The sequence below is a fragment of the Acidovorax sp. Root219 genome (genome assembly GCF_001428665.1).
Classification (GTDB): Bacteria; Pseudomonadota; Gammaproteobacteria; order Burkholderiales; family Burkholderiaceae_C; genus Acidovorax.
Genome location: NZ_LMIJ01000011.1, coordinates 887,354 through 913,669 on the forward strand (window position 1 = coordinate 887,354; position 26,316 = coordinate 913,669).

Below are 26,316 nucleotides of genomic sequence, written 5' to 3' on the forward strand. Positions count from 1 at the left end.
GTTCTCACAATGGCAGGCTCATGACCAACGCGTCCTCGCGCTGGCCATGGTGGGCCGGGTAGTAGCGCTTGCGCTCGCCCACGCGGCGAAAGCCATGGGTTTCATAGATCTGCTGGGCGCGCAGGTTGCTCACGCGCACCTCCAGCCACAGCCACTGGGCGCCCTTGCCGCGCGACCACAGTGCCAGTGCGTCCAGCAGCACACGGGCCCAGCCCTGGCGCTGGAATTCAGGGGCGACGGTGAGGTTCAGCAGGTGCACCTCGTCCACCCCCATCATGGCCACGAAGTAGCCCAACAACTGGTCGCCGCCCATCAGCAACTGGCACTCGTAGCGCGAGGCCATGGCATCGATGAAGTTGCCCCGCGTCCAGGGGTGGGTGTAGGCGCGCTGCTCCACATCCAGCACGGCATCGAGCTGTGACAGCGTGAGGGCTTGCAGGCGCGCCTCGGGTGCATCCGCAGACGGGGTGGGTACGGCGCTCATGGCAGAAGTCGTTGATTCAGGGTTTGGTCGGAGCCGCCGCCTGGGCAGCGCGCAAGGCGTCCCGCTCGGCCGTGGTTTTCGCCACTTTATCGCGGATATAGCGCGGCAGGGCATCGCTGGCGGGCACGGCACCCCCGGCGGCCAGCAGGCCTGGCGCCAGGCGCAGCAGTGCAGTCGCCGTGGGCAGGGCCTGCACATGCGCGGCCAGGGGGGCCAGGCGCTCGCCATAGGGGGTGTGCGCATTGCCGGCCACGCTCCATCCGGCCGGCACTTGCACGGTCTCGGGGGCTCCGAGGCCGAAGTCGGCATCGGCCAGCCAGCGGTTCTCGGCGGGCAGCCATGCGCAGCGGGCACTGTAGACCTCGTCCATGCGCGCATCGAGCACGGCCACCACCTGGGTGCTGCCATGCTGGTGGCGCGCCTCTTCGGCCACCGCTAGCAAAGTGTCCACCGGCAGCACGGGCACGCCCGCACCGCCGCGGGCCCCGAAGGCCAGCCCCTGGGCCACGGCGCAAGCCGTGCGCAACCCTGTGAACGAACCAGGGCCGCGACCGAACACGATGGTGTCCAGCGTGGCGAACGACAGGCCGGCCTCTGCCAGCAGGCGGTTGATGGCCGGGATCAGCGTGGCCGATGCCAATGCGCCCCCCGGGCCCGTGTGCTGGTGCACCATGTCCCCGTGCTGCACGGCGATGGACAGGGTATCGGTGCTGGTATCGAAGGCAAGCAGGTTCATGGCGGTGGCGGGCGGGGACATCAGGCTGCGGATTTTGGCGAAGCGGGCGGCAGGGCGGCGGGCGTGGGGCTCTTGCGCAGCACACCCAGCAGGATACCCGTGGTCACCAGCGCCAGGCCCGCGCCCAGGTTCCAGTGCAGGGGTTCGCCCAGCAGCAGCACCGCGCCGATGGCCGACAGCCCGGGCACCAGCGCCGTGATCATGGTGCTGCGCACGGGGCCGTAGTGCTGGATCATGCGCGTGAAGGCAATGCCCGAGATGACCACGGAGCCGCCGCCCTGGAACACCAGCTGGAACAGGATCTCGCGCCACGGTGCCTGGCCCAGGTGGCTGGAGACCGTGCCCAGCGCCACCAGCACTCCATAGACCGGGGCGTAGACCAGCAGCGCAAAGGCCGTGATGGCGATGGTGGCCTGCACCGCATCCACGGCGAGGCGCCGGGCCTGCACGCTGTAGGCGGCCCAGCTGGCGGCGGCCAGCATGAAGAGCACGTCCCCCTTCCACACATCACCCCCGGCAAAGCCCGCCAGCAGGCTGCGCCCGCCCACCAGCAGGTCGCCGGCCACGATGAGCGCCAGGCCCGCCGCGCGCAGGGGCGTGATGCGGTCGTGCAGCACGACCACCGCCAGCAAGGCGGTCCACAGCGGCAGGCTGCCAGGCATGAGCACGGCGGCATGGGTGGCCGGGGCGTGGAAGAAGCCGGCGTAGGCCAGCACGGCGTACAGCACCCCGCCGAAGATGCCCAGCAGGGCCGTGGTCGATAGCGGCAGGGGCGAGATGCCGGCCAGGCTGGAGGCCGGGGCGCTGGCGCCCAGTAGCGCACCGCGCCGGCGCACCAGCCACCAGCCCCAGGGCACCAGCACCAGGCTGGCGCCCACGATGCGCAGCAGCGTGATGTCCAGGGGGGTGAGGGTGCGCTGCGCCGAGGCGCGTGCGATCACGATGAAGCTGGTCCAGAGGGTGACGGTCACCAGGGCCGCCAGCAGGCCCTTGGCCCGGGGAGAAAAGCGCATCGGGGGATTATCGGCGGGCCGGGCAGGCCGTGCCGGTGGTGGGCGATAGACTCCCCGTCCATGTTGTCCGTACGCCTGTTGACCTGTCTGCCCCAGCCATCCTTCGCGCCTTCGCGGCGCCTTGCCGCCCTGCTGGCCGTGCTGTGGTGCCTGGCGCTTCCCGGCGCCCATGCCCAGGCACCCACCCCCACGCCCCTGCCGCCCGAGGTGGAGGCCGCACTCTCCCGTGCCCGCCTGCCGCGCGAAGCGCTCTCGGTGCTGGTGGTCGACGCCCAGGGCGGTGCGCGGCAGGCGCCTCGGCTGGCGCACCGCGCCCAGGTGCCCATGAACCCGGCCTCGGTGATGAAGTTGGTCACCACCTACGCAGCGCTCGACCAGCTGGGCCCGGCCTATGCCTGGAACACCCCCGTCTACGTGCAGGGCACGGTGCAGGACGGCAGCCTGCGCGGCAACGTCTACATCCAGGGCCAGGGCGATCCCAAGCTGGTGATGGAGCGCCTGTGGCTGCTGCTGCGCCGACTGCAGGGCCAGGGCATCCAAGTCATCGTGGGCGACATCGTGCTCGACCGCACCGCCTTCGACGTGCCCGAGCAGGACCCCGGCAGCTTCGACAACGAGCCCCTGCGGCCCTACAACGCCTCGCCCGATGCGCTGCTGGTGAACTACAAGTCGCAGGTAATGACCTTCGTGCCGGACATGGCCGCAGGCCTGGCGCGCATCCAGTACGACCCCCCGATGGCCGGCGTGCAGCGCCAGGCCTCCGTGGCGCTGGCCGCCCCAGGGGCGGACTGCGGCGACTGGCGCGGCGCCCTGCGCGCGGAGCTTTCCGACCCGGCGCGCATTGCCTTCCAGGGCGTGTTCCCGGCCAGCTGCGGCGAGCGCGTGTGGCCCATCGCCCCGGCCGATCCGCGCGGCTTTGCTGCGCGCGCGGTGGAGGGCATGTGGCGCGAGCTGGGCGGCAAGCTCACGGGCAGCGTGCGCGACGGCAAGGTGCCGGCCGGCCTGAAGCCCGCCTTCGTGGCCACCTCGCCCGCGCTGGCCGAGGTGGTGCGCGACGTGAACAAGTACAGCAACAACGTCATGGCGCAGCAGGTGTTCCTCACGCTGGCGCTGGGGAACAAGGGCGCGCCTGCCACGTTCGATGGTGCACGCGAGGCCTTGCGCCGCTGGTGGCAATTGCGCTTTGGCGATACCGACCAGCCCGTGGCCGACAACGGCGCCGGCCTCTCGCGCGATGCGCGCATCACCGCCCAGGGCCTGGCGCGCATGCTGCAATCGGCCTGGGCCTCGCCGGTGATGCCCGAGCTGGTGTCCTCCCTGCCCATCGCCGGGGTGGATGGCACCCTGCGCCGCAGCCAGGCCCGGGGCGCGGCCCATCTCAAGACCGGCAGCCTGCGCGACGTGATGGCCATTGCCGGCTACGTGGATGGCGCCAGTGGCCGGCGCTACGTGCTGGTGGCCATGGTCAACCACGCCAACGCCGCGGCCGCCCGCCCGGTGCTCGATGCGCTGACCGACTGGGCCGCGCGCGACCAGTAGGGCGCAGGCGCGCGCGGCAGGCAGCTGTCGCCCAGGCGTCCTGGGGCACTCGTATTCCCTAATGGTCGCTAGGGCGCAGGTGCGCGCACGATGCTGCGTTACCATCCGCCGACATAGCCCACATAGAGAGAGGATTGCGACCATGAAGTACTTTCGCCTGACCTGTATCGCCGCCGTAGCGGCACTGCTCGCCGCTTGCGGAGGCTCCGACGACGCCGGACGCGGCGACCTGGTGGAGCTCCCCGTCACCCTGACCACGTTGACGGCCGACCAGATCGATGCGGGCACCACGTCCAGCGGCCTCAGGGCCCTTGCCGGCAAGGCACGGTGCGACGTGAAGGTCGTGGCGCTCAACTACTACACGGCAGGCGCCAAGGCCGGCGAACTCACCAATGCCTCGGGCGTGATGCTGGTGCCCGCAGGCAGCTGCAACGGCGAGAAGGCTGCCCTGCTGGCCTATGCCAAGGGTACCGATGTGCAGAAGCCCCGCACCCTGGCCAACCCGCAGGACAGCGAGACCTTCCTGCTGGCCGCCATGTACGCCTCGCAGGGCTATGCCGTGGTCGCCACCGACTACCTCGGGTTTGCCAAGTCGGGCTACAGCTACCACCCCTACCTGCACGCCGATTCGGAAGCCACCTCGGTGATCGATTCGGTGCGTGCCGCACGCAAGGTCGCCGGCTCGGTGGGGGCCAACCTGTCGGGCCGCATTCTGTTCACCGGCTATTCGCAGGGCGGACATGCCTCGATGGCCGCGCACCGTGCCGCCGAGCGCGACTACGGCAACGAATTCGATGTGGCGGCCGGCGCCCACTTGGCAGGGCCCTACAACCTGTCGGGCTCGCTGCGCATTCCAGACGCGATCGCGGGCGTGCAGTTCTTCGTGCCCTACCTTGTGACGGCCTGGCAGAAGGTCTACGGCAACATCTATTCCGATGTGAAGCAGGCCTTCAAGGCACCGTACTCCAACTATATCGAGACGCTGCTGCCCAACCCGACGATGAACTACACCACGCTGGTGACCTCGGGCACGCTGCCGGGCGGCACGCCCAACCAGGCACGCGATGCGCTGTTCCAGCCGGCCTTCCTCGCCAGCAGCCAGACGAACGTGAACGACCCGCTCTACCTGGCCGCCCAGAAGAACGACCTCCTGGGCTGGACGCCCAAGTCGCGCGTGCTGCTGTGCGGTGGCTCGGGCGACCCCACGGTGCCGCCTGCCGTGCACCAGCGCGTGATGGCCGCCGATTTCGCGGCCCGCGGCGTGACCAACGTGATCTCGGTGGATGTGGACGGGCCCATCCAGGCCACCTTCGGCCCCGGCGGCGCAGCGCCTACCGACCCGACTTCTGCAGCCTTTGCCACCTACTACGGCGCCTACCATGGCACCTATGAGCCACCGTTCTGCCATGCCCAGGCACGCGCCGCCTTCGACATCATCGTGAAGTAAGCGACGCAGTCTCGCCAAGGGCCAAAGCCGACCTCCGGGTCGGCTTTTTTCATGGTGCATGGCTTAGTAGTTTCCCGGGCGGGCAAGAAGCGCATGCGGAGTTAGGATGGTTGTTGCAAAAAAGCACGGTCGTGCTTTTTGTAATCTTCTTTCCTGGAGAACTCCCTTGAACACAAGACAATGCAAGGCCGCCCTTTCGGTGCTGGCAACGGCCTGCCTGCTCGCAGCATGCGGTGGTGGCGGCTCGGACACCGCCCCTGCGGCGCCCGTGACCTTGGTGAAAGTGGCTGGCGACAGCCTGGCCGACAGCGGCACCTTCGGCTATAAATTCACCGTGCAGGGCACGGCCGCCACCGGCGCCGGATCAACGCCGATCTGGCCCGAGCGCGTGGCCACCAGCTATGGCCAGTCGCTGTGCGCACACTACGTCTTCAACGGCACGGCGTTTTCCGCCAATGCCGCCTGCTCGAACTATGCCGTGGGCGGCGGGCGGATCAACAACTTCACGGCGCCCACCTCGCCCGTGTCCATCACCCAGCAGCTCAAGGACCTGGGCAATGGCGGCTACACCGCCTCGGACCTGGTGCTGGTCGACGGTGGCGGCAACGATGCGGCGGACCTGGTAGGCGCCTACCTCCGGGCGGCTACCGACAATGGCCAGGCCTATGCAGCCGTGCTGGGCTCTGTGCTGCCTGCGGCCACGGTCAACGCCGCCCTGGCGGGTGGTGCCGCAGGCCAGGCCCAGGTGGGTGGCGCCTACATGCAGGCGCTGGCACAGCAGTTCGCGGCCACCATCAAGGCCAACACGGTCGCCAAGGGCGCTCCCCGCGTGGCCGTGCTGAATGCCCCCGGCATCACCCGCACTCCCCGCTTCCTGATGGTGCTGGCCTCGATCTCCGCCCAGCGCGGTGCCGAGGCCGCCAAGCAGGCCGAGGCCCTGTTCGACGGCTGGGTCCAGGCCTTCAACGCGCAACTGGCCACCAGCCTGGCCGGTGACGAGCGCATCGTGGTGGTGGACTTCTACACATCTTTCAAGGACCAGTCGACCAACCCGGCCCAGTACCAGCTCACCAACGCCACCACGCCAGCCTGCCCGGCCACGGGCGTGGGCAGCGATGGCCTGCCGACCTACAGCTTCCCCACCTGCACGGCCGCAGCCCTCTCGGCCATGGCGCCACCTGCGGGTGCCCCCGGCGGTGCGGACTGGTGGAAGAGCTATGGCTTCTCCGACAGCTTCCACCCCACGCCCTATGGCCACCAACTGGTCGGGCAGTTGGTGTCGCGTTCGCTGTCCCGGGCGGGCTGGCTGTGAGCCGGCTTTGCTCCATCCCTTCGAAGGAGTCTTTCATGCACCAATTTTCCAAGGCCGGTCTGGCTGTCGCGGCACTCTTGCTGGGTGCCAGCGCCTCGGCCCAGGTGGCGGGCACGTTCAGCGTGCGCGCCGGATTCACGCACATTGCCCCGCAGGTCAGGAGCGGCGACCTGAGCGCTCCGAGCTTTCCGGGCACCAAGGTCGACGTGGGCAATGCCACCTCGCTGTCCGGCGGCGTGAACTACATGCTGACCGACCACTGGGCCGTGGATGTCCCCCTGGCGCTTCCGTTCAAGCACGAGATCGAGGGCGATGGCGCCATCGCGGGCGTGGGCAAGCTCGGCGAGACCAAGGTCCTGCCGGTCACCGTGTTCGCCCAGTACCGTTTTGCCGAGCCCGAGGCGCGCTTTCGCCCCTATGTGGGCCTGGGCCTGACCTACAGCCGCTTCTTCAAGACCCGCACCACGGCCACCTTGAGCGGCCTGACCGGTGGCACGCCTTCACGCCCCACGACGGCGTCGGTGGACAACAAGTGGGGGCTGACTCCCCAGGTCGGCTTTGTGTGGAACTTCAATGAGCGCTGGTCGCTGGATGCCGCCTACTACAAGAGCTTCCTCAAGACCACGACGCACCTGTCTTCGGGCCAGTCGATCAGCAAGCGGTTGAACCCCGACGTGATCGCCATCGGCGTCGCGTACAGGTTCTGACCCGGGCCCGCCAACAAAAAAGCCGACCCCAAAAGGGTCGGCTTTTTCATGGGCCGGGGCCGCAGGGCTTGCTTACCAGCGAGCGCGCAGGCGGTCGTAGGCGTAGTTGCCGAACTGGCGGTGGGCGTTGGGCGTCAGGTAGACGCTGTCGGCGAACACGTAGGCGTCCTGGTTGGCACTGGCCACCAGCGTCGAGGTGGTGCACAGGGCCGAGTTGACCTGGCCGGCACCGATGCCGATGCCGTTGGTGGTGTCCAGCGAGGTGCACACCGGCGTGGTGGCGTTGTTGAAGCCGTAGTTGGCGGGGGTGCCGACGTACAGGTTCACGTAGTAGGCCGAGTCCACGTACAGCACGTTGGCGCCCAGATCGACGATGCTCACCAGCAGACCTTCGTTGAAACGGCTGCTGGCATCGCTCAGCAGGGCTTCGCGGTTGATGGCCTTGGCCCAGGGCGTCTTGCCCAGGTCATAGGTACCGGTGACGACCACGTTCTTGGCGCCCGCAGCGACCAGGCGGCGCACCTGGGTAGCCAAGTCCTGGCCAGCCTTGCGCGCAGCGGCCACCATGTCGGTGGTGCTCTGGGTGCCGGCCGTCACGGCGGCCATGCCGGCGATCACATCGCTCGGGCCGCCGTTGATGACGATCAGGTCGTTCGCGGCAACGCCGCCGGCGGCGAGAAAGGCGTCGATCTGCTCGGTCACGGTGGAGGTGGTCGCCACGCCTGCGGCGTCGGGCTTGATCGCCACGCGCGCATTGCCCACGGCATAGCTGCGGCCGCCAGCCGTGGACGATGCGGTCAATGTCTTGCCGTAGCGCGAGGCGATCTGCAGCGTCCAGTTGTTCACGCTGCCATCGTTGACCGTGTAGCGCGTGCCCTTTTGGCCCACATCGCTGTAGGCGTCGCCAAAGGCCACCAGGCGCTCGGGGTTGAAAGCCGACTCCGTCGTGCTCGAACCGCAGGCCGCAAGCAATGCGGCCGACGCGCATGCGGCCACCAGTACGGTGCGGCGCATCCAATTTGCTGCCATGTATTTCTCCAGAAAATGGGGGGTTAGTTTAACGACGCCATGTCAAGGCATGTAAAGCATTGTCACAGTGCGGGCAAATTGGTATTCAGGCGGCTGCTGCACGCTGCAAGCGGTCCCGCACGCCTTCCCACTCCGGGGTGGCGGGCGGGGTCTCTATCCAGATCAGTTTGACACCCTCGTCGTCGAAGCCGCGCAGGACCGCAAAGAGCTGTTGGGCCGTGGCCGTCGCATCATCGGGCATGCGGCGTATGACCAATTTGGACGAGCGCGTGCGCAGTGCCGCGCGGGCATAGATGGCCATGTTGGCCGCATCGGCACCCAGCAGGTCCAGGCCCGTCTGCAGGGCCTTGGCGTCCATCAGGCGCACCTTGGCGTTCGGAGCGTAGTGGGCCTCCAGCGTGCCCGAGGCGCGCGGGGTGTGCTCGGGCAGGTCTTCCTTGGACAGCGGAGCGATGCCGCAGGCGCGGGTGATCTGCGCGCGCGTGATGGCCCCCGGGCGCAGCAGCACCGGCGTGCCGCGCGTGCAGTCGACGATGGTCGATTCGATGCCCACGGGGCAAGGGCCGCCATCGAGCACCAGCAGGTCCTCGCCCAACTCGTCGGCGACATGCTGGGCGGTGGTGGGACTCACGCGGCCAAAGCGGTTGGCGCTGGGGGCGGCCACCCCCCACACGGGCGGGCCACCGAGTTCGCTGCCATTCCCGGGGGCTGCGCAGGCGGCCAGCAGTGCGTGGGCGACAGGGTGGGCCGGGCAGCGCAGGCCCACGCTGTCCTGGCCGCCGGTGGCGGCCGTGGCCACGCCGTTGCGGCGCGGCAGGATCAGGGTCAGGGGCCCGGGCCAGAATGCCTGGACCAGGGCCTGTGCAAAGGCCGGCACTTCGCTTGCGAAATGGCCGATGCCCGAGGCGTCGGCCACATGCACGATCAGCGGGTGGTCACTGGGCCGGCCCTTGGCCGCGAAGATCTGCGCCACGGCCGCATCGCTGCTGGCATCGGCCGCCAGGCCGTACACCGTCTCGGTGGGCAGGCCCAGCAGGGCGCCGCTGCGCACCGCACGGGCGGCGGCGGCAATGGATTCGGGCTGAGTGCCGTCGAGGATCATGGAATGCGGTCCGACCGGGTCAGAAGGGCGCAATGCCCAGCAGGGCCGCAGCCTTGAGGGCGGTGGCGCGTGCCGCATCGGCACTGTCTGCCGTGATGTTCAGGTGCCCCATCTTGCGCCCGGGCTTGGCTTCGCGCTTGCCGTACAGGTGCAGGTGGGTGCCGGGCAGGGCCAGTATTTCGGCCCAGGGCGGGGTCTGCCCGCTGCCGTCGGCAGCAAACCACAGGTCGCCCAGCAGGTTGAGCATGACCGCCGGGCTGTGCTGGCGCGGCTGCGTGAGCGGCAGGCCGGCCATCGTGCGCACCTGCAATTCGAACTGCGAGACATCGCAGGCGTTCTGGCTGTAGTGGCCGCTGTTGTGCGGGCGCGGGGCGATCTCGTTGACCACCAGAGCGCCGTCCTGCAGCACGAAGAACTCCACGCACAGCACGCCCACGTACGACAGGCCGGTGGCAACCGAGATGGCACCCGCGATGGCCTGGAGTGCCAGGTCGTCGGGCAGGTTGCCGGCATGCACCTCGGTCACGGCCAGGATGCCGTCGCGGTGCAGGTTGCGCTGCACCGGCAGGTGCACGCAGGCGCCGTCGGCCCCACGCGCCACGATGACCGAGCATTCGAGCGCCAGCGGCAGCATCTTTTCGAGCACGCAGGCCACCTGGCCCACCGAATTCCAGGCGGCCGCGAGTTCGGCCGCAGTCTTCACCCGCACCTGGCCCTTGCCGTCGTAGCCCATGCGCGCGGTCTTGAGAATGCCGGGCAGCAGGTCTGGCGAGACGGCGGCCAGTTGCGCGGCCGTCTCGATCACCGCATAGGGTGCGCACGGCACGCCGCAGCGCACGAAATGGGCTTTTTCCTGTGCGCGGTCCTGCGCCACGGCCACGGCACCTGCAGCGGGCGACACGGGGCGCAGCGCGCCCAGGGCCGCGAGGGCGGTGGCGGGCACGTTCTCGAATTCGGTGGTCACCGCATCCGCCACGCGGGCCAGCTCGGCCAGGCCGGCCGCGTCTTCGTAGCCCGTTTCAATGTGGTGGTGGCTCACCAGCCCGGCGGGGCTGGTGGGGTCGGCATCGAGCACGGCGGTGAAGTAGCCCATGGCCTGGGCCGTGTGCACGAACATGCGGCCGAGTTGGCCGCCGCCAAGGACGCCCAGGGTCGATCCTGGAAGGAGGGGGGCAGACAGCGTGGTCATGCAGTAGCGGGGGGCAGGGTCATGTTGCGCGCCACTTCGGTCTGCTCGGCACGGAAGGCTTCCAGGCGCTGGCGCAGTTCGGGGCTCTCGCTGGCCAGCAGGGCCACCGCGAACAGGGCCGCGTTGGCGGCGCCGGCCGTGCCGATGGCGAAGGTCGCCACGGGGATGCCCTTGGGCATCTGCACGATACTGTGCAACGAGTCCACGCCCTGCAGGTGGCGGCTGGCCACCGGCACGCCCAGCACGGGCACGGTGGTCTTGGCGGCGATCATGCCGGGCAGGTGGGCGGCACCCCCGGCACCGGCGATGATGGCCTTGAGGCCCCGGCCGACGGCGGCTTCGGCATAGGCGAACATGTCGTCGGGCATGCGGTGCGCCGACACCACGCGTGCCTCGTGGGAAATGCCGAATTGCTCAAGAATCTGCACTGCATGCTGCATGGTCTCCCAGTCGCTGCTGGAGCCCATGACCACGCCGATCTGGATGGGTTTCATGGTGTGTGTGGGGGCGCTGCGGCGGACTCGGGTCTGCTTCGGCGCTGTAGGTGGAACCCCCGATTTTACGATTTGCGATGGCCCCCCTGCCACGGGGTTGTTTCAATGCGCCAAAATAGCGCCAACTTGCTTCACCGGCCCTGGGCCCCCGACCATGATTGATGTCACCGTAGAAAATTTTGAAGCCGAGGTGATTGCCGCCTCGATGGAAGTGCCTGTGCTGGTGGATTTCTGGGCGCCCTGGTGTGGCCCCTGCAAGTCGCTGGGTCCGGTGCTGGAGAAGCTGGAGACCGAGTACGACGGCCGCTTCAAGCTGGCCAAGATCGACTCCGACCAGGAGCAGCAACTGGCTGGCATGTTCGGCATCCGCAGCATTCCCACCTGCGTGCTGCTCATGAACGGCCAGCCCGTGGACGGCTTCATGGGGGCCCTGCCCGAGGGCCAGGTGCGCGAGTTCCTCGACAAGCACCTGCCCACCGCCGAAGTCCTGGAAGCCGAGGAGCCGGAGGAAGAGACTCTGGATGCGCTGGCCGAAGGCGACACCGACACGGCGCTGGAGAAGCTGCAGCACGCGGTGGCCACCGACCCGGGCAACGACGACGCCCGCTTCGACTACGTCAAGCTGCTGCTGCAACTGGGCCGTGACGACGACGCCAAGGTGGCCTTTGCGCCGGTGATCGCCAAGGCCCCCAATTCGCGCAAGATCGCCGCGCTCAAGGTCTGGATGGATGCCATCGATGCGGTGCTGACCAGCGAAGGCGCCGGCGACACTGCCGCGTTCGACGCGAAGATTGCCGCCAACAAGCGCGACTTCGATGCCCGCCTGGCACAGGCGCGCTGGCTCATCACCGAGCAGCGCTGGACCGACGCCATGGACGAACTCCTGGAGATCCTCATGCGCGACAAGGCCTGGGGCGAGGAGGTGGCGCGCAAGACCTACGTCGCCATCCTGGAGATCATCGAGCAGCCCAAGGCCAAGGTGGCCGACGGCCAGATCCCGCCGGACGATCCGGTGGTGGCCACCTACCGCCGCCGCCTGTCGAGCGTCGTGCTCAGCTGACCAGCGCCCCCCCCATGCAAAAAGGCTCCCTCGGGAGCCTTTTTCGTTGCCGTGACCAGGGAATCAGCCGACCAGGCGTTCCAGCGCCTCGCGGTACTTGGCCGCGGTCTTTTCAATCACTTCGCGCGGCAGGCGCGGCGAGGGTGGGGTCTTGTCCCAGGGCTTGCCGTTGACCTGGGCCTGTTCCAGCCAGTCGCGCACGAACTGCTTGTCGTAGCTCGGCGGGTTCTGGCCAGTTGCGAGCGCCGCTTCATAGCCTTCCACGGGCCAGTAGCGCGAGCTGTCGGGCGTGAGCACCTCGTCCATCAGCACCAGCGTGCCATCGGGCGCGAGGCCGAATTCGAATTTCGTGTCGGCAATGATCATGCCCTTGGTGAGCGCGATCTCGGCGGCGGCCTGGTAGATGGCGATGCTCAGGTCGCGGATCTGCGTGGCCAGGGGCAGGCCGATCATCTCCACGGTGCGCTCGAAGGTGATGTTCTCATCGTGCTCGCCCGCTGCGGCCTTGGCGGCCGGGGTGTAGATGGGCGCGGGCAGCTTGGCCGCGTTGGTCAGGCCTTCTGGCAGAGGCACGCCACAGACCGAGCGCGACTCCTGGTATTCCTTCCAGCCACTGCCGGCCAGGTAGCCGCGCACCACCGCCTCGACCGGAATGGGTTGCAGGCGCTGCACCAGCATCGAGCGGCCGCGGATCTGCGGCGCCTCGGCCGGGGTGACCACGCTCTCGGGGGCGTCGCCGGTCAGGTGGTTGGGGCAGATGTGGCCGAGCTTGTCGAACCAGAACAGCGCCATCTGCGTGAGCAGCTCGCCCTTGCCGGGGATGGGTTCGCCCATGATCACGTCGAAGGCCGAGAGGCGGTCGCTGGCCACCATCAGGATGCGGTCGTCGCCCACGGCGTAGTTGTCGCGCACCTTGCCGCGTGCGAGCAGGGGCAGCGAGGTCAGGGCAGAGGTGTGCAGGGCGTTGGAGCTGGGCTGGGTCATGGTGTCGGTGTGGGGCAGTCGGTGTCCGCTGCAGGCAGGCCTTGGGGAAAAGGGGAGGGGCGCGCACCCGCGCGGCCACAATCTGTGCAATCTGCGATTTTACGCGCCGGGGCGGGCGGTCCGGTCGGGCAGGGGCTTGTAGGGCACCCCGAGGGGCGGCACACTGCCGGGCTTGCTTTCACCATGCCCTTGCCGGCCACCCTTTGTGCCCACTTCCCATCCCCTCACTCCCCGCCGCGAACTGTGGCTGCTGCTGACCCTGGCGGGCGTGCAGTTCACCCACATCCTGGATTTCATGATCATGATGCCGCTGGGCCCGCAGCTCACGCGCATCTTCTCCATCAGTGACGCGCAGTTCGGCCTGCTGGTGTCGGCGTACACGCTGTCGGCCGGTGTCTCGGGGCTGCTGGCCTCCACCTACATCGACCGCTTTGGCCGCAAGCGGCTGCTGCTGGCGCTGTACGCGCTGTTCGGCCTGGCCACGCTGGCCTGCGGCCTGGCGCCCACCTACGCCACGCTGATGGTGGCGCGCGTGCTGGCCGGCATGTTCGGCGGCGTGCTCTCGGCCCTGTGCCAGACTGTCGTGGCCGATGTCGTTCCCTTCGAACGGCGCGGGCGGGCGATGGGCATCGTGATGACCTCGTTCTCGGTGTCCACGGTGGCCGGGGTGCCGCTGGGGCTGGTGTTCGCCGAGTACGGAGGCTGGCACATGCCCTTCTTCGCCATCGCCGCCATGTGCCTGCTGCTGCTGGTGTTTGCCGCGCGTACGCTGCCCACCATGAACGCCCATCTGGCCGCAGGCCAGCAGCGCACGGCGCTGGGCGGCATCGCCGAGGTGCTGCGGGACGCCAACCACCGGCGGGCCTTCGTGTTCTCGGGCCTGCTGATGTTCACGGGCTTCACGGTGATCCCCTACATCACGATCTACATGCAGGCCAATGCCGGCGTGCGCACCGACCAGGTGCCATTGATCTACCTGTGCGGCGGGGTGGTGACGCTGTTCACGGCACGCCTGTTCGGGCGCCTGACGGATGCGCGCGGCAAGGTGGCCACCTTCCGCTGGCTGGCCCTGGCGGTCGGGCCCTGCCTGCTGGGCATCACGCTGGTGCACGGGGTGCCGCTGTGGACCGTGCTGATCGTGTCCACGCTGATGTTTGCCTTCATGAGCGGGCGCATGATTCCGGGCATGGCCATCATCACCTCGGCCGCCAATCCGCAACTGCGCGGCACATTCATGACGCTCAATGCCTCGGTGCAGTCTGCTGCCATGGGGGTGGCGTCACTGGTGGGGGGTGTGCTGATCAGCCGCGATGCCCAGGGGCTGGTGCAGGGCTACTGGATGGCCGCTGTGGTGGGCACCGTTGCCAGCGTGCTGTCGATCATGGTGGTGGGGCGGCTGGTGCTGCATGGCGCAGCGCCGGTGACTGCAGCCAAGGCTTGAGTCGCGAGGCGAAAGGGGGAGGTGCTCCCCCGCCAACTCAGCCATTGTGCGCCCTTTTCGGGCCGCTGGCACCTTGGCCGGCATAACCCAGCGGGCAGGGGCGGTATGGGATTGCATTTCGATGACAGCAGGGGCATAGTGAACCCGTCAATGGATGCATCCAAGTTCGCCGGGCCGCACCTCTGATCCAGGGCGGCATTTGTTCCACCGAGAGCCACAGGAGACTTATTTATGAACTTGACGATCAGCGGTCACCACCTCGAAGTTACCCCAGCCCTGCGCAGTTATGTGACCACCAAGCTGGACCGGATCAATCGCCATTTCGACCAGGTAGTAGATGTCAAGGTGCTGCTGACAGTAGAGAAGCAAAAGGAAAAGGAAAAGCGCCAGCGAGCGGAATGCAATATCCATGTGAAAGGCAACGACCTGTTTGCCGAAAGCTCCCACTCCGACCTGTATGCTGCGGTCGATGAGTTGGTCGACAAGATGGACCGCCAGGTGGTGCGCCACAAGGACCGCCTGCAGGACCACCACCACGAAGCTGCCAAGCGCGAAATGCACGCCTGAGCGTTGCATTGCGGGCCACAGCAACCGCCCCTGGAGGCGGTTTTTTTGTGGCTCCTTGTAAATTGCTCAGGGTTTTTGCCAATATGTGCATAATTGTTACCTCTGACCATGAACCGACTCGCCTCCATCCTGCCTCCCGCCCAAGTGCTCGTGAGCGTGGACTCCACCAGCAAGAAGCGTGCTTTTGAAGAGGCGGGTCTGCTGTTCGAGAGCCAGCACGGGCTCTCGCGTGCCCTGATCACCGACAGCCTGTTTGCGCGCGAGCGCCTGGGCTCCACGGGCCTGGGCCACGGTGTGGCCATCCCGCACGGCCGCATCAAGGGCCTCAAGGCCCCGATGGCTGCCGTGTTCCAGCTGGCCCATCCCATCGGCTTCGACGCCCCCGACGAAATGCCGGTGGCGCTGCTGATCTTTCTGCTGGTGCCCGAAGCGGCGACCCAGAAGCACCTGGAAATCCTCTCGGAGATCGCCGAACTGCTCAGCGACTCGGTCCTGCGCGAAAAGCTCAAGGCCAGCATTGACGCGGCCGAACTGCACGGCATGATTGCCGGCTGGCAGTCCACCCAGGCCGCCTGAGCCGAGCCGGCATCGCGCACCCGCCTTCTGCCGTGAAGCCCAATGTTGTCAGCGCCGATGTCCTGTTCGAGGAATTCCGCGGCCCCCTGAAATGGGAATGGGTCGCGGGCCTCGGCGCTTCAGAACGCCGCTTTGACGAAGTCGCCGTGCGCTCTGCGCGCTCGGGCGCCGACCTGGTCGGCTACCTCAATTACATCCACCCCTACCGGGTACAGATCCTCGGTGAGCGCGAAATCGCGTACCTGAGCAGCGCCTCGCCCGACGACTGCAAGCGCCGCATCGCCCGCATCGTGACGCTGGAGCCGCCGGTGCTGGTGCTGGCCGATAGCCAGACCGCGCCCGATGCGCTGGTATCGATGTGCGAACGTGCGCAGATCCCGATGTTCTCCACGCACGAGTCCTCGGCCTTCGTGATCGACGTGCTGCGGGCCTACCTGTCCAAGCACTTTGCCGACCGCACCACGATGCACGGCGTGTTCATGGACATCCTGGGCCTGGGCGTGATGATCACGGGTGAGTCGGGCCTGGGCAAGAGCGAACTCGGCCTGGAGCTGATCTCGCGCGGCAACGGCCTGGTGGCCGACGATGCGGTGGACCTGTTTCGCATCAACCAGACCACCATCGAGGGCAAGTGCCCCGAGCTGCTGCAGAACCTGCTCGAAGTGCGCGGCATCGGCCTCCTGGACATCCGCGCCATCTTTGGCGAGACGGCCGTGCGCCGCAAGATGCGCCTCAAACTCATCGTGCACCTGGTGCGCAAGGAGACGCTGGAGCGCGACTACGAGCGTCTGCCCTACGAGCCACTCACCCAGGACGTGCTTGGCGTGCCTGTGCTCAAGGTGGTGATCCAGGTGGTGGCCGGCCGCAACATCGCCGTGCTGGTGGAAGCCGCCGTGCGCAACACCATCCTGCAGTTGCGCGGGATCGATACCTACCAGGAATTCGTGGAGCGCCATCGCCGCGCCATGGAGCGCGATACCGGAGGCTGAAGCCAGGCGCGGCCCGCAGGGCTGCGGACTTCAGGCGTTCTTGCTGGCGCAGGCGGCGCACTGGCCGTATAGCGCCATGGTGTGGTCCTGCACCAGCCAGCCCTTGGCCTTGGCCACGATCTGCTGGCGCTTTTCGATCTCGGGGTCGTAGAACTCTTCCACCTTGCCGCAGGACGTGCACACGAAATGGTCGTGGTGCTGTCCCTCGTTGAGCTCATACACCGCCTTGCCGCTCTCGAAGTTGCTGCGGATCAGGATGCCCGCCTGCTCGAACTGCGTGAGCACGCGGTACACGGTGGCCAGGCCGATGTCCGAGCGCTCTTCCAGCAGCACGCGGAACACGTCTTCCGCCGTCATGTGGCGCTGTGCGCCTTTCTGGAAGATCTCCATGATCTTCAGGCGGGGCAGGGTTGCCTTGAGGCCGGTGCTTTTGAGTTCGTCGATGTTGGTCATGGATTGGTCCTGGTTGCCGGTGGCCCGGGAAGGGGAGAGAGGCTGCCGCTACAATGGTTTGATCATATCCTCTGCTCTTTCCCTCATGCCAGTCAAAGCCCGTATCAATGCCCGCCTGGGCTGGATCCTGTTGGTGGGTGCCGCTGTCGGTACCCTGGCAGGGTGCGGCAGCCTGGACGGCGCCAGCCGCCGCCTGGCCACCGTGGTCACGCCGTACAAGATCGACGTCGTGCAGGGCAATTTCGTCTCGCGCGAACAGGTCGAGGCCTTGAAGCCCGGCATGAGCCGCCAGCAGGTGCGTGAAATCCTGGGCACGCCCCTGGTGACCAGCCTGTTCCATTCCAACCGCTGGGAGTATGTCTTCACCCTGAAGAAACCATCGGCCGAGCTGCAGACCCGCAAGCTCACGGTGTTCTTCGAGGGCGACGTGCTGGCCCGCTCGGAAGGCGACGAGATGCCGTCGGAGGCTGAATTCGTCGCTTCGCTGGACGGCGGCCGCACCGGCAAGGGCAAGGTGCCGGTGCTGGAAGCCACGCCGGACCAGCTGTCGCGCTATCCCGCGCGCAAAGCCGAAACCCCTGCCGAAAAGGCTGCCGACGCAGCACCGCAGGAACTCGCGCCGGCGCGCTACCCGCCCCTTGAGGCGCCTGGGCGCTGAGCGTCCAGCCAGCCCCCTGCGGGCTTTTTGATGGATTGACATGGGTCTGCGGACCCCCTTTTTTGCGATACCAGGAAACACATGCCAGGGAACACATCGACTGCCTCCACCCCCGTGCGCGTGGCCGTGGCCGGCGCTTCGGGCCGCATGGGCCGCATGCTCATCGAGGCCCTGCGTGCCACCGATGACTGCGTGCTCGCCGGCGCACTGGACGTGGCCGCCAGTCCCGGCATCGGCTCGGACGCCACCGCCTTCCTCGGCCATGCCAGCGGCGTGGCCATCACCTCCGACCTGCGGGTGGGCCTGCAGAACGCCGACGTCCTGATCGACTTCACCCGCCCCGAAGGCACCTTGGCCCATCTGGCCGCGTGCGCCGAACTGGGCGTGAAGATGGTCATCGGGACCACCGGTTTCTCCGACGAGCAGAAGGTCGAGATCGCGGCCCTGGCGCAGCGCACGGCCGTGGTCATGGCGCCCAACATGAGCGTCGGCGTCAACGTCACGCTCAAGCTGCTGGAGATGGCCGCCAAGGCCATGGCCATCGGCTACGACATCGAGATCATCGAAGCCCACCACCGCCACAAGGTGGATGCGCCCTCGGGCACCGCGCTCAAGATGGGCGAGGTCATCGCCGAAGCCATGGGCCGGGACCTCAAGGAATGCGCCGTCTACGCCCGCGAAGGCATCACCGGCGAGCGCGATCCGTCCTCCATCGGCTTTGCCGCCATCCGTGGCGGCGACATCGTGGGCGACCACACCGTGCTGTTCGCCGGCATCGGCGAGCGCATCGAGATCACGCACAAATCGTCCAGCCGCACCACCTATGCCCAGGGCAGCCTGCGCGCCGTGCGCTACCTGGCCGCGCACAAGACCGGGTTGCACGACATGTTCGACGTGCTCAACCTGAAGTAAACAAACAGGCTGTTCAAGCGCATGGATGCACTCCATTGGTGGCGCCAGGGCGATGCGGTCACGCAGGCCACCGCCCTGGTGCTGCTGTGCATGTCCGTCGCCAGCTGGGTGGTGATCGTCTGGAAGCTGCGCCTGCTGCGCCGCGCCAGTGCCGACGTGGCGCGCTGCGTGGCTGCGGTCTGGCAGGCCCCCTCGCTGCAGGACGCCGCGCTGCGCCTGCAGACTTTCGACCGGCTGGCCCTGGTGCTGCCCATGGTGCAGGCCGTGAACACCGTGGCCGACCAGGCATCCCCGGCAGCGCTGGCTTCCATGGGCAGCCTGTCCCAGCGCCTGACGCGCGTGCTGCGCGACGCACTGCACGCGGTGTTGGGCCGCCTGCAGTTCGGCCAGGTGCTGCTGGCCACCGTGGGCTCCACCGCGCCGTTCGTGGGCTTGCTGGGTACGGTGTGGGGCATCTACCATGCACTCTCGGCCATGGCCGGCGCCGGGCAGATCACCATCGACCGCGTGGCCGGTCCGGTGGGTGAAGCCCTGGTCATGACCGCCGCCGGCCTGGCCGTGGCCATTCCGGCCGTGTTGGCCTACAACGTCTGTGGGCGCCTGATCGGGCGCATTGAAGCCGACCTCGAAGGCTTAGCGCGCGACCTGCGCGAGCTGCGCATCGATACCGCAGCCGGCGGCACCCCGCAGGGCGGGCTTTTCCGTCCGGGAGGCGGGGAATGAGCTTCGGCCGGTTGGAGCGCAGCCAGGGCTCGGCGCCCATGAGTGACATCAACATGACCCCGCTGGTCGATGTGATGCTGGTGCTGGTGGTGATCTTCATCCTCACCGCGCCGCTCATGGCCAGCGCCATCCGCCTGGACCTGCCGCGCGCCGATGGCGCCGCGCCGGGCGCCCCCGCAAGGGCCCTCACGCTGGTGGTGGATCGCACCGGCCAGGCCTACCTCGATGACCAGCCGCTGGCGCAGGCCGCGCTGGCCGAGCGCCTGCAGCGCATCGGCGCTGCAGAGCCCGACACCGAAGTACAGCTGCGCGCCGACACCGCCGTGCCCTATGGCCGCATCGTCGAGATCATGGGGGCGGCCCATGCCGCAGGCCTGCAGCGCATCGGCTTCGTGGCCGATCCACAGGCGGCTGCCACGGCCCCGAAAAACCCCTGAAAGCCGGCTGGCAGGGCATGCGCGCAGGGTGGTGCGCCCGACAGCCTAAAATCCGCGCAGCGCAGTCCTGTGGCTGCACCCCATTCTGACCCGAGCCTCCATGCAAGACAAATACTCTCCCCAAGAGGTTGAGCGCGCCGCGCAAGACCACTGGACCGCCCGCGATGCCTACCGCGTGACGGAAGACGCGAACAAGAAGAAGTTCTACGCCTGCTCGATGCTGCCCTACCCCAGCGGCAAGCTGCACATGGGCCATGTGCGCAACTACACCATCAACGACATGCTCACGCGCTACCTGCGCATGAACGGCCACAACGTGCTCATGCCCATGGGCTGGGACGCCTTCGGCCTGCCGGCCGAGAACGCGGCGCTCAAGAACGGCGTGCCGCCCGCCAAGTGGACGTACGAGAACATCGCGTACATGAAAAAGCAGATGCAGGCCATGGGCCTGGCCATCGACTGGTCGCGCGAAGTCGCCACCTGCGACCCGAGCTACTACCGCTGGAACCAGTGGCTGTTCCTGAAGATGCTGGACAAGGGCATCGCCTACCGCAAGACCCAGGTCGTGAACTGGGACCCGGTGGACCAGACCGTGCTGGCCAACGAGCAGGTCATCGACGGCAAGGGTTGGCGCACCGGCGCCACGGTGGAAAAGCGCGAGATCCCCGGCTACTACCTCAAGATCACCGACTACGCCGAGGAGTTGCTGGACTTCGTGACCGGCGACAAGCTGCCCGGCTGGCCCGAGCGTGTCAAGCTCATGCAGGAGAACTGGATCGGCAAGAGCGAGGGCGTGCGCTTCGCCTTCCCGCACGACATCCGCGGTGACGACGGCGCGCTGATCGGCGATGGCCGCATGTACGTCTTCACCACGCGTGCCGACACCATCATGGGCGTGAGCTTCTGCGCCGTGGCGCCCGAGCACCCGCTGGCGGCCCATGCGGCGCGCAGCAACCCGGCGCTGGCGGCCTTCATCGAGGAATGCAAGAGCGGCGGCACCACCGAAGCCGAGCTGGCCACGCAGGAAAAGAAGGGCCAGCCCACCGGCCTGTTCGTGACCCACCCCATCACCGACGAGCAGATTCCGGTGTGGGTGGGCAACTACGTGCTCATGGGCTATGGCGACGGTGCCGTGATGGGCGTGCCCGCGCACGACGAGCGCGACTTCGCCTTCGCCCTCAAGTACGACCTGGAAATCAAGCAGGTGGTGCTGGTGGACGGCGAGCACTTCGACTACCACCAGTGGAACGACTGGTATGGCGACAAGCAGCGCGGCGTGACCATCAACTCCGACAGCTTCAGCGGCATGGGCTACAAGGAGGCCGTGGCCGCCGTGGCCCACGCCCTGCATGCCAAGGGCCTGGGCGAGACCAAGACCACCTGGCGCCTGCGCGACTGGGGCGTTTCGCGCCAGCGCTACTGGGGCACGCCCATCCCCATCATCCATTGCGAAGAGCATGGCGCCGTGCCCGTGCCCGAGAAGGACCTGCCGGTGGTGCTGCCCACCGACTGCGTGCCCGACGGCTCGGGCAACCCGCTGCACAAGCACGAGGGCTTTCATGCCGGCGTGGTCTGCCCCGTCTGCGGCAAGGCCGCGCGGCGCGAGACCGACACCATGGACACCTTCGTGGACAGCTCGTGGTACTTCATGCGCTACTGCGACCCGAAGAATGCCGACGCCATGGTGGCCGACGGCACCGCCTACTGGATGCGCGACCAGCAGGTTGCCACCGGTGGCAGCGGCATGGACCAGTACATCGGCGGCATCGAGCACGCCATCCTGCACTTGCTCTACGCGCGCTTCTGGACCAAGGTCATGCGCGACCTGGGGCTGGTGACGGTCGACGAGCCCTTCACCAAGCTGCTCACGCAAGGCATGGTGCTCAACCACATCTACTCGCGCCGCACCGACAAGGGCGGCAAGGAGTATTTCTGGCCGCACGACGTCGAGCACCTGCACGACGAGGCAGGCAAGATCATCGGCGCGAAGCTGGTGAATGCCGTGGGCGACCTGCCCGTGGGCACGGCCATCGACTACGAGGGCGTGGGCACCATGTCCAAGTCCAAGAACAACGGTGTCGATCCGCAGGACCTGATCGAGAAGTACGGCGCCGACACGGCCCGCCTGTACACCATGTTCACGGCCCCGCCCGAAGCCACGCTGGAGTGGAACGATGCCGCCGTGGAAGGCAGCTACCGCTTCCTGCGCCGGGTGTGGAACTTCGGCTTCAAGCTCGCCGCCATCGACCGCGATGCGGCACTGGCCAGCGTGGCCGGTGCCAGCAGCCTGGCCGACGTGCAGTTCGGCAAGGAGGCCAAGGCCCTGCGCCTGGAGATCCACAGCGTGCTCAAGCAGGTGGACTACGACTACCAGCGCATGCAGTACAACACGGTGGTCTCGGGCGCGATGAAGATGATCAACGCGCTCGAGGACTTCAAGGCCACCGACTCGGCCGGCGCCCAGGTGGCATTGATTGAGGGCTTCGGCATCCTGCTGCGCAGCCTGTACCCCGCCACGCCCCACATCGCTCACACGCTGTGGACCACGCTGGGCTATGCCGGTGCGCTCGGCGAGCTGCTCGATGCGCCCTGGCCCCAGGTGGATGCCAGTGCGCTGGTGCAGGACGAGATCGAGCTCATGCTCCAGGTCAACGGCAAGCTGCGTGGCTCCATCCTCGTGCCGGCCCAGGCCGACAAGGCCGAGATCGAACGCCTGGCGCTGGCCAGCGAGGCCTTCATCGCCCAGGCCGCCGGTGCCGCGCCCAAGCGCGTGATCGTGGTGCCGGGGCGCCTGGTGAACGTGGTTGTATGACCATGATGAACAAGCGCACCCTGCTCCTGCTGGCACCTGCCGCCTTGCTCACGGCCTGCGGCTTCCGCCTGCGCGGTGTGCCCGAGTTCACATTCGATACGCTGTTCATCGCCGCGCCTCCCAGCTCGACGCTGGCGCGCGAACTGCAGCGTACGCTGGATGGGTCCGGCTCCAAGCTCACGGTGCTGCGCGACATGGCCGACCTGCCCAAGGCCCAGGTCGGGCTGGAGTTGTTGTCCGAGCAGCGCGAGCGCGTGGTCGTGGGGCAGAACGCCTCGGGCCAGGTGCGCGAGCTGCAACTGCGGCTGCGCGTGAAGTTTCGCGTGCGCAGCTCCACCGGCGCCGAACTCCTGCCCGAGACCGAGCTGCTGCAACAGCGCGACATCAGCTACAACGAAACCATCGCCCTGGCCAAGGAGGCTGAAGAGGCGCTGCTGTATCGCAACATGCAGACCGACATCGTGCAGCAGTTGCTGCGCCGGCTCGCAGTCGTCAAGCGCTGAAGTTATTTCAGCGGGGGCACGCGCATCAGCGTGCTCTTGCCGAACAGTGATTCGACCAGGTCCACGGCCACCTCCGCCGTCTGGTTGCGCACATCCAGGGCCGGGTTCAGTTCCATGATGTCCAGCGAGGCCAGGCGGCCGCTGTCGGCGATCATCTCCATGCACAGCTGGGCCTCGCGGTAGGTCGGGCCGCCGGGCACGGTGGTGCCCACGCCGGGGGCGATGGCCGGGTCCAGGAAGTCCACGTCGAAGCTCACGTGCAGGTGGGTCTGGTCGTCCATGCCGGCCAGGGCCTGCTGCATGGCCTGGCGCATGCCGATCTCGTCGATGGCGCGCATGTCGAACACCTCCAGCCCCTGTTCGTGCACCAGGCGCTTTTCACCGGCGTCGACACTGCGGATGCCGATCTGGCGCACCTGCTGCGGCCGCAGGGCCGGGCCGCCGCCGGGCATGCCGGCCAGGCCGGTGAGCTCGGGCGGGCCCAGACCGCACAGGCAGGCCACGGGCATGCCGTGCACATTGCCGCTCGGGGTCAGGGCGCTGGTGTTGAAGTCGGCATGGGCGTCGAGCCAGAGCACGCGCAGCGTCTTGCCTGTGTCGGCGCAGTGGCGTGCCACCGCACTGATGCTGCCCAGGCCCAGGCAATGGTCGCCACCCAGCAGAATCGGCAGGCGTCCCTGCTGCAACTCGGCATACACCGCGTCGAACACCAACCGGTTCCACTGCACCACCTCGGGCAGGTGGCGGTAGCCATCCACTGGCGGCTGCCAGGGGTTGGCCGGGCCGTTCAGGTTGCCGCGGTCCACCACCTGCAGATCGTGCCGTTCCAGGGCAGCCTGCAGGCCTGCCACGCGCAAGGCTTCGGGGCCCATGGAGGCACCTCGTGCGCCGGCACCGATGTCGGTGGGGGCGCCGATCAGGCTGGCGGCAAGCTGCGGGGCAGGGGAGGTGGTCATGCGAAAAGGCCTTTGTGGGGTGGTGATCTGGCAAGCCATTGCGGCACGGATAGCGCCGCAGCATTGCGGACCATTATTGTGGGTCTGCGCACGCGCAATGGAAAGCCAGAGGCCTGTGCAATTCTTGCAGTAAACCGATCAATTTGCAGCGATTTACTGGCAGTTTGCGCAGCGTGATCGGTGTATCGCTTCGTGGGGTGGTGCGGCGCGCACTCCGGGAGCGATAGACTTTGCCCCATGCAAGTCGCCCTGGCCCAACTCTCCACCCACCTCCAACGGGCCTTGTCGCCACTGTATGTCCTGCATGGCGACGAAGCCCTGCTGCAACAGGAGGCGGCCGACGCCATCCGTGCCACGGCGCGCACCCAGGGCTATACCGAGCGCAGCTCCTACACGGTAGCGGGCGCTCACTTTGATTGGAGCGCTGTGCTGGCAGCGGGGGGATCGCTGAGTCTGTTTGCCGACAAACAGATCGTGGAGATCCGCGTCCCCTCGGGCAAGCCTGGCAAGGACGGCAGCGTGGCGCTTCAGCAGATTGCCGAGGCCGCCAAGGGCAACGACAGCACTCTCACGCTGGTGATGCTGCCGCGCCTGGACAAGGCCACCCGCACCGGGGCCTGGTTCGCCGCGCTTGAAGGCAACGGCACTTCGATCCAGATAGACCCCATCGAGCGCGGCGTGCTGCCGCAGTGGATCGCCCAGCGCCTGGCCACCCAGGGCCAGCGCGTGGTGGCGGGTGAAGAAGGTCAGCGCACACTGCAGTTCTTTGCTGACCGGGTGGAGGGCAACCTGCTCGCCGCGCACCAGGAAATCCAGAAGCTGGCACTGCTGCACCCGCCTGGCGAGCTCACGCAGGCGCAGGTGGAGGCCGCCGTGCTCAACGTGGCGCGCTACGACGTGTTCAAGCTGTCCGAATCGGTGCTGGCCGGCCACACCGGCCGCGTGCAGCGCATGCTCGACGGCCTGCAGGCCGAGGGCGAGGCCGAGGTGCTGGTGCACTGGGCCCTGGCCGAAGACATCCGCGCCCTCAAGCGTGTGAAAGATGCGATGAACGCCGGCCGCCCCCTGCCCATGGCCCTGCGCGAGAACCGCATCTGGGGCCCCAAGGAGCGCCTGTTCGAGCGCATCCTGCCGAAGGCCAGCGATGCGGCGCTGGCACGCCTGCTGCAATCGGCCCACACCGTGGACGGCATCGTCAAGGGCCTGAAGTCGCCCGACTGGCCCACCGATGGCTGGCAGGCCCTGCAGCGCCTGGCGCTGCAGCTGTGCAAGCTCACCAGCGCGGCCCGCTGACAGGTCGATCGGCGGGGCTCAGCGAGCGTCCAGCGTGACTCGCGCCTTGTCCACCCACATCTGCAGGTTGGCCACCAGGTCCTTCTGGCTGAATGAGCAGCTCTCTTCGGAGAACAGCGCGCTCGATTCGAGCCGGTCCAGCAGATTCAGCAGCACCTCGCTGTAGCGCGGAGGCAGCGCCGCCAGCAATTGCGCCTGTCCGCGCGCCAGGTCGCTCAAGGACGCTGCACTGGCCGCGCCCTCGCTGAAACGCGCCAGGGCGCCTTGCAATGTGGTGAGTTGATCGTGTTCTGCAGCCATGCCCCAAGTATCGGCGAAAGGACGTGGCGACCCGGCGCCGGCACGACCGTGCGTTTTTCCGTACAGGGTTCGTGCACAAGTTCACGCCTGCCCCGCCGGCCTGTTCCGTACACCATTGTTTGCAAAGCCGGCCGTCGGCAGACTCGCAGCCAGGCGGGTCGCAGCCCGGCATCTCGGGGATGGAATGGCTGCAACACCGCTGGTTCATGGAGCCCTTGCAGGCTCTGAACGGTGATTCCATTTTCTTTTTTATTCTTATCGAGGGAACCGATGAAGTATCTGATGACGAAGAAGTCTTTGCGCACTGCCGCTGCCCTGGGTGCTGCCGCGCTGTGCTCCGCTTTCGTGATGACCTCCGCCCAGGCCGTGCAGCCTGCCATTTCCATGGGCTATGACCATGCCCTCGTGTTGCGTGCCGACGGCACGGTCTGGTCGTGGGGTTACGGCAATGGCGGGCAACTGGGCCTTGGCAATTCCAGCACTCGCACGGTGCCCACGCAGATCCCCACGCTGCAGAACGTGGTCCAGGTGGTGGCCCGGGGCTCGTTCTCGATGGCGCTCAAGGCCGATGGCACCGTCTGGGCCTGGGGTGACAACTCG

Annotated in this window: 27 protein-coding genes and 1 pseudogene; 17 read left to right on the forward strand and 11 right to left on the reverse strand. The window is 67.6% G+C overall.

All coding sequences use genetic code 11. The features are described 5' to 3' along the window. Positions 1-4 precede the first annotated feature (4 nt). From rimI to ASE28_RS14830, 3 genes are read right to left on the reverse strand one after another with little or no spacing between them, the layout of a single operon-like run. Positions 5-484 carry a ribosomal protein S18-alanine N-acetyltransferase gene (gene rimI, locus ASE28_RS14820; RefSeq protein ID WP_057267239.1) on the reverse strand — a complete coding sequence of 160 codons (480 nt, stop codon included), beginning with the start codon at positions 482-484 and terminating at the stop codon, positions 5-7. Between the two features lie 16 nt (positions 485-500). Next, positions 501-1,220: a tRNA (adenosine(37)-N6)-threonylcarbamoyltransferase complex dimerization subunit type 1 TsaB gene (gene tsaB / locus ASE28_RS14825; RefSeq protein WP_057267320.1), complete on the reverse strand. Its 720-nt coding sequence runs from the start codon at positions 1,218-1,220 to the stop codon at positions 501-503. Positions 1,221-1,240: 20 nt separating this feature from the next. Further along, positions 1,241-2,233 (reverse strand): DMT family transporter, encoded by a 993-nt coding sequence (locus ASE28_RS14830; RefSeq protein ID WP_057267240.1) that lies wholly within the window; start codon positions 2,231-2,233, stop codon positions 1,241-1,243. 60 nt (positions 2,234-2,293) lie between these two features. Here ASE28_RS14830 and dacB point away from each other — a divergent pair, with 60 nt between their 5' ends. The 4 genes from dacB (at position 2,294) to ASE28_RS14850 (ending at position 7,238) form a co-directional block, all read left to right on the forward strand. After that, positions 2,294-3,772 (forward strand): D-alanyl-D-alanine carboxypeptidase/D-alanyl-D-alanine-endopeptidase, encoded by a 1,479-nt coding sequence (gene dacB, locus ASE28_RS14835; protein WP_057267241.1) that lies wholly within the window; start codon positions 2,294-2,296, stop codon positions 3,770-3,772. Between the two features lie 142 nt (positions 3,773-3,914). Next, positions 3,915-5,219 (forward strand): lipase family protein, encoded by a 1,305-nt coding sequence (locus ASE28_RS14840; protein WP_057200762.1) that lies wholly within the window; start codon positions 3,915-3,917, stop codon positions 5,217-5,219. Positions 5,220-5,385: 166 nt separating this feature from the next. After that, on the forward strand, positions 5,386-6,531 hold the full coding sequence (locus ASE28_RS14845) for an SGNH/GDSL hydrolase family protein (protein WP_057267242.1): 1,146 nt from the start codon (positions 5,386-5,388) through the stop codon (positions 6,529-6,531). A 35-nt stretch (positions 6,532-6,566) separates the two neighbouring features. Beyond that, entirely contained in the window at positions 6,567-7,238 is a 672-nt protein-coding gene (locus ASE28_RS14850) for an OmpW family protein (protein ID WP_057200764.1), read from the forward strand. A gap of 72 nt (positions 7,239-7,310) precedes the next feature. On the opposite strand, the gene ASE28_RS14855 is transcribed toward ASE28_RS14850, so the two are convergent. The 4 genes from ASE28_RS14855 to purE form a co-directional block, all read right to left on the reverse strand. Then, positions 7,311-8,267 carry an SGNH/GDSL hydrolase family protein gene (locus ASE28_RS14855; RefSeq protein ID WP_057267243.1) on the reverse strand — a complete coding sequence of 319 codons (957 nt, stop codon included), beginning with the start codon at positions 8,265-8,267 and terminating at the stop codon, positions 7,311-7,313. Between the two features lie 85 nt (positions 8,268-8,352). After that, positions 8,353-9,369 (reverse strand): L-threonylcarbamoyladenylate synthase, encoded by a 1,017-nt coding sequence (locus tag ASE28_RS14860; RefSeq protein ID WP_057267244.1) that lies wholly within the window; start codon positions 9,367-9,369, stop codon positions 8,353-8,355. A 19-nt stretch (positions 9,370-9,388) separates the two neighbouring features. Continuing rightward, entirely contained in the window at positions 9,389-10,558 is a 1,170-nt protein-coding gene (locus tag ASE28_RS14865; RefSeq protein ID WP_057267245.1) for a 5-(carboxyamino)imidazole ribonucleotide synthase, read from the reverse strand. Beyond that, the gene (gene purE, locus ASE28_RS14870) at positions 10,555-11,052 is read right to left on the reverse strand and encodes a 5-(carboxyamino)imidazole ribonucleotide mutase (protein WP_057200768.1); all 498 of its coding nucleotides are present in this window, start codon (positions 11,050-11,052) and stop codon (positions 10,555-10,557) included. Before purE ends, ASE28_RS14865 begins: the two co-directional genes overlap by 4 nt. A 154-nt stretch (positions 11,053-11,206) precedes the next feature. On the opposite strand from purE, the gene trxA reads away from it, so the two are divergent. Next, positions 11,207-12,112, forward strand: a complete 906-nt coding sequence (trxA, locus tag ASE28_RS14875; protein WP_057267246.1) for a thioredoxin — start codon at positions 11,207-11,209, stop codon at positions 12,110-12,112. 63 nt (positions 12,113-12,175) lie between these two features. Here trxA and ASE28_RS14880 read toward each other — a convergent pair whose 3' ends face one another. Further along, the gene (locus tag ASE28_RS14880; RefSeq protein ID WP_057267247.1) at positions 12,176-13,096 is read right to left on the reverse strand and encodes a phosphoribosylaminoimidazolesuccinocarboxamide synthase; all 921 of its coding nucleotides are present in this window, start codon (positions 13,094-13,096) and stop codon (positions 12,176-12,178) included. Positions 13,097-13,301: 205 nt separating this feature from the next. Here ASE28_RS14880 and ASE28_RS14885 point away from each other — a divergent pair, with 205 nt between their 5' ends. From ASE28_RS14885 to hprK, 4 genes are all read left to right on the forward strand, one after another. After that, entirely contained in the window at positions 13,302-14,537 is a 1,236-nt protein-coding gene (locus ASE28_RS14885) for an MFS transporter (protein ID WP_057200770.1), read from the forward strand. Positions 14,538-14,768: 231 nt separating this feature from the next. After that, positions 14,769-15,104 carry a ribosome hibernation-promoting factor, HPF/YfiA family gene (gene hpf / locus ASE28_RS14890; protein ID WP_007857535.1) on the forward strand — a complete coding sequence of 112 codons (336 nt, stop codon included), beginning with the start codon at positions 14,769-14,771 and terminating at the stop codon, positions 15,102-15,104. Between the two features lie 108 nt (positions 15,105-15,212). Next, positions 15,213-15,680 (forward strand): PTS sugar transporter subunit IIA, encoded by a 468-nt coding sequence (locus tag ASE28_RS14895; protein ID WP_057200771.1) that lies wholly within the window; start codon positions 15,213-15,215, stop codon positions 15,678-15,680. Between the two features lie 32 nt (positions 15,681-15,712). After that, positions 15,713-16,669 (forward strand): HPr(Ser) kinase/phosphatase, encoded by a 957-nt coding sequence (hprK, locus tag ASE28_RS14900; RefSeq protein ID WP_057200772.1) that lies wholly within the window; start codon positions 15,713-15,715, stop codon positions 16,667-16,669. A gap of 30 nt (positions 16,670-16,699) precedes the next feature. Here the strand turns inward: hprK and fur are convergent, their stop codons facing one another. Next, the gene (gene fur, locus ASE28_RS14905) at positions 16,700-17,122 is read right to left on the reverse strand and encodes a ferric iron uptake transcriptional regulator (RefSeq protein ID WP_057200773.1); all 423 of its coding nucleotides are present in this window, start codon (positions 17,120-17,122) and stop codon (positions 16,700-16,702) included. A gap of 85 nt (positions 17,123-17,207) precedes the next feature. Here fur and ASE28_RS14910 point away from each other — a divergent pair, with 85 nt between their 5' ends. The 6 genes from ASE28_RS14910 (at position 17,208) to lptE (ending at position 23,167) form a co-directional block, all read left to right on the forward strand. Continuing rightward, positions 17,208-17,780 (forward strand): outer membrane protein assembly factor BamE, encoded by a 573-nt coding sequence (locus ASE28_RS14910; protein WP_057267248.1) that lies wholly within the window; start codon positions 17,208-17,210, stop codon positions 17,778-17,780. An 81-nt stretch (positions 17,781-17,861) separates the two neighbouring features. Then, a complete protein-coding gene (gene dapB, locus ASE28_RS14915) occupies positions 17,862-18,692 on the forward strand; it encodes a 4-hydroxy-tetrahydrodipicolinate reductase (protein ID WP_082608066.1) in 831 nt (276 codons plus the stop codon). A 21-nt stretch (positions 18,693-18,713) separates the two neighbouring features. Next, positions 18,714-19,415 (forward strand): MotA/TolQ/ExbB proton channel family protein, encoded by a 702-nt coding sequence (locus tag ASE28_RS14920; protein WP_057200775.1) that lies wholly within the window; start codon positions 18,714-18,716, stop codon positions 19,413-19,415. Next, positions 19,412-19,852 carry a biopolymer transporter ExbD gene (locus ASE28_RS14925; protein WP_057200776.1) on the forward strand — a complete coding sequence of 147 codons (441 nt, stop codon included), beginning with the start codon at positions 19,412-19,414 and terminating at the stop codon, positions 19,850-19,852. The genes ASE28_RS14920 and ASE28_RS14925 overlap by 4 nt, the downstream gene beginning before the upstream one ends. 100 nt (positions 19,853-19,952) lie before the next feature. Further along, entirely contained in the window at positions 19,953-22,664 is a 2,712-nt protein-coding gene (gene leuS, locus ASE28_RS14930) for a leucine--tRNA ligase (protein ID WP_057200777.1), read from the forward strand. Between the two features lie 5 nt (positions 22,665-22,669). Continuing rightward, on the forward strand, positions 22,670-23,167 hold the full coding sequence (gene lptE, locus ASE28_RS14935; RefSeq protein ID WP_057200846.1) for an LPS assembly lipoprotein LptE: 498 nt from the start codon (positions 22,670-22,672) through the stop codon (positions 23,165-23,167). A gap of 2 nt (positions 23,168-23,169) precedes the next feature. Here the strand turns inward: lptE and rocF are convergent, their stop codons facing one another. Continuing rightward, positions 23,170-24,123 carry an arginase gene (gene rocF, locus ASE28_RS14940; protein WP_057267249.1) on the reverse strand — a complete coding sequence of 318 codons (954 nt, stop codon included), beginning with the start codon at positions 24,121-24,123 and terminating at the stop codon, positions 23,170-23,172. 237 nt (positions 24,124-24,360) lie between these two features. On the opposite strand from rocF, the gene holA reads away from it, so the two are divergent. Continuing rightward, positions 24,361-25,416, forward strand: coding sequence for a DNA polymerase III subunit delta (gene holA / locus ASE28_RS14945; protein ID WP_057267250.1), 1,056 nt, complete (start codon positions 24,361-24,363; stop codon positions 25,414-25,416). Positions 25,417-25,434: 18 nt separating this feature from the next. Here the strand turns inward: holA and ASE28_RS14950 are convergent, their stop codons facing one another. Further along, complete coding sequence (locus ASE28_RS14950) at positions 25,435-25,716, reverse strand: hypothetical protein (protein WP_057267251.1); 282 nt, start codon at positions 25,714-25,716, stop codon at positions 25,435-25,437. Between the two features lie 282 nt (positions 25,717-25,998). Between ASE28_RS14950 and ASE28_RS14955 the strand changes: the two are divergent. After that, positions 25,999-26,316: pseudogene (locus ASE28_RS14955) on the forward strand (hypothetical protein); the annotation flags it as partial.

Bases quoted from the DNA above. Each gene is read 5' to 3' on its own strand.
- rimI (WP_057267239.1), bottom strand. From the start codon at position 484: ATGAGCGCCGTACCCACCCCGTCTGCGGATGCACCCGAGGCGCGCCTG.
- tsaB (WP_057267320.1), bottom strand. From the start codon at position 1,220: ATGAACCTGCTTGCCTTCGATACCAGCACCGATACCCTGTCCATCGCC.
- ASE28_RS14830 (WP_057267240.1), bottom strand. From the start codon at position 2,233: ATGCGCTTTTCTCCCCGGGCCAAGGGCCTGCTGGCGGCCCTGGTGACC.
- dacB (WP_057267241.1), top strand. From the start codon at position 2,294: ATGTTGTCCGTACGCCTGTTGACCTGTCTGCCCCAGCCATCCTTCGCG.
- ASE28_RS14840 (WP_057200762.1), top strand. From the start codon at position 3,915: ATGAAGTACTTTCGCCTGACCTGTATCGCCGCCGTAGCGGCACTGCTC.
- ASE28_RS14850 (WP_057200764.1), top strand. From the start codon at position 6,567: ATGCACCAATTTTCCAAGGCCGGTCTGGCTGTCGCGGCACTCTTGCTG.
- ASE28_RS14855 (WP_057267243.1), bottom strand. From the start codon at position 8,267: ATGGCAGCAAATTGGATGCGCCGCACCGTACTGGTGGCCGCATGCGCG.
- ASE28_RS14860 (WP_057267244.1), bottom strand. From the start codon at position 9,369: ATGATCCTCGACGGCACTCAGCCCGAATCCATTGCCGCCGCCGCCCGT.
- ASE28_RS14865 (WP_057267245.1), bottom strand. From the start codon at position 10,558: ATGACCACGCTGTCTGCCCCCCTCCTTCCAGGATCGACCCTGGGCGTC.
- purE (WP_057200768.1), bottom strand. From the start codon at position 11,052: ATGAAACCCATCCAGATCGGCGTGGTCATGGGCTCCAGCAGCGACTGG.
- trxA (WP_057267246.1), top strand. From the start codon at position 11,207: ATGATTGATGTCACCGTAGAAAATTTTGAAGCCGAGGTGATTGCCGCC.
- ASE28_RS14880 (WP_057267247.1), bottom strand. From the start codon at position 13,096: ATGACCCAGCCCAGCTCCAACGCCCTGCACACCTCTGCCCTGACCTCG.
- hpf (WP_007857535.1), top strand. From the start codon at position 14,769: ATGAACTTGACGATCAGCGGTCACCACCTCGAAGTTACCCCAGCCCTG.
- ASE28_RS14895 (WP_057200771.1), top strand. From the start codon at position 15,213: ATGAACCGACTCGCCTCCATCCTGCCTCCCGCCCAAGTGCTCGTGAGC.
- fur (WP_057200773.1), bottom strand. From the start codon at position 17,122: ATGACCAACATCGACGAACTCAAAAGCACCGGCCTCAAGGCAACCCTG.
- ASE28_RS14910 (WP_057267248.1), top strand. From the start codon at position 17,208: ATGCCAGTCAAAGCCCGTATCAATGCCCGCCTGGGCTGGATCCTGTTG.
- dapB (WP_082608066.1), top strand. From the start codon at position 17,862: ATGCCAGGGAACACATCGACTGCCTCCACCCCCGTGCGCGTGGCCGTG.
- ASE28_RS14920 (WP_057200775.1), top strand. From the start codon at position 18,714: ATGGATGCACTCCATTGGTGGCGCCAGGGCGATGCGGTCACGCAGGCC.
- ASE28_RS14925 (WP_057200776.1), top strand. From the start codon at position 19,412: ATGAGCTTCGGCCGGTTGGAGCGCAGCCAGGGCTCGGCGCCCATGAGT.
- leuS (WP_057200777.1), top strand. From the start codon at position 19,953: ATGCAAGACAAATACTCTCCCCAAGAGGTTGAGCGCGCCGCGCAAGAC.
- lptE (WP_057200846.1), top strand. From the start codon at position 22,670: ATGAACAAGCGCACCCTGCTCCTGCTGGCACCTGCCGCCTTGCTCACG.
- rocF (WP_057267249.1), bottom strand. From the start codon at position 24,123: ATGACCACCTCCCCTGCCCCGCAGCTTGCCGCCAGCCTGATCGGCGCC.
- holA (WP_057267250.1), top strand. From the start codon at position 24,361: ATGCAAGTCGCCCTGGCCCAACTCTCCACCCACCTCCAACGGGCCTTG.
- ASE28_RS14950 (WP_057267251.1), bottom strand. From the start codon at position 25,716: ATGGCTGCAGAACACGATCAACTCACCACATTGCAAGGCGCCCTGGCG.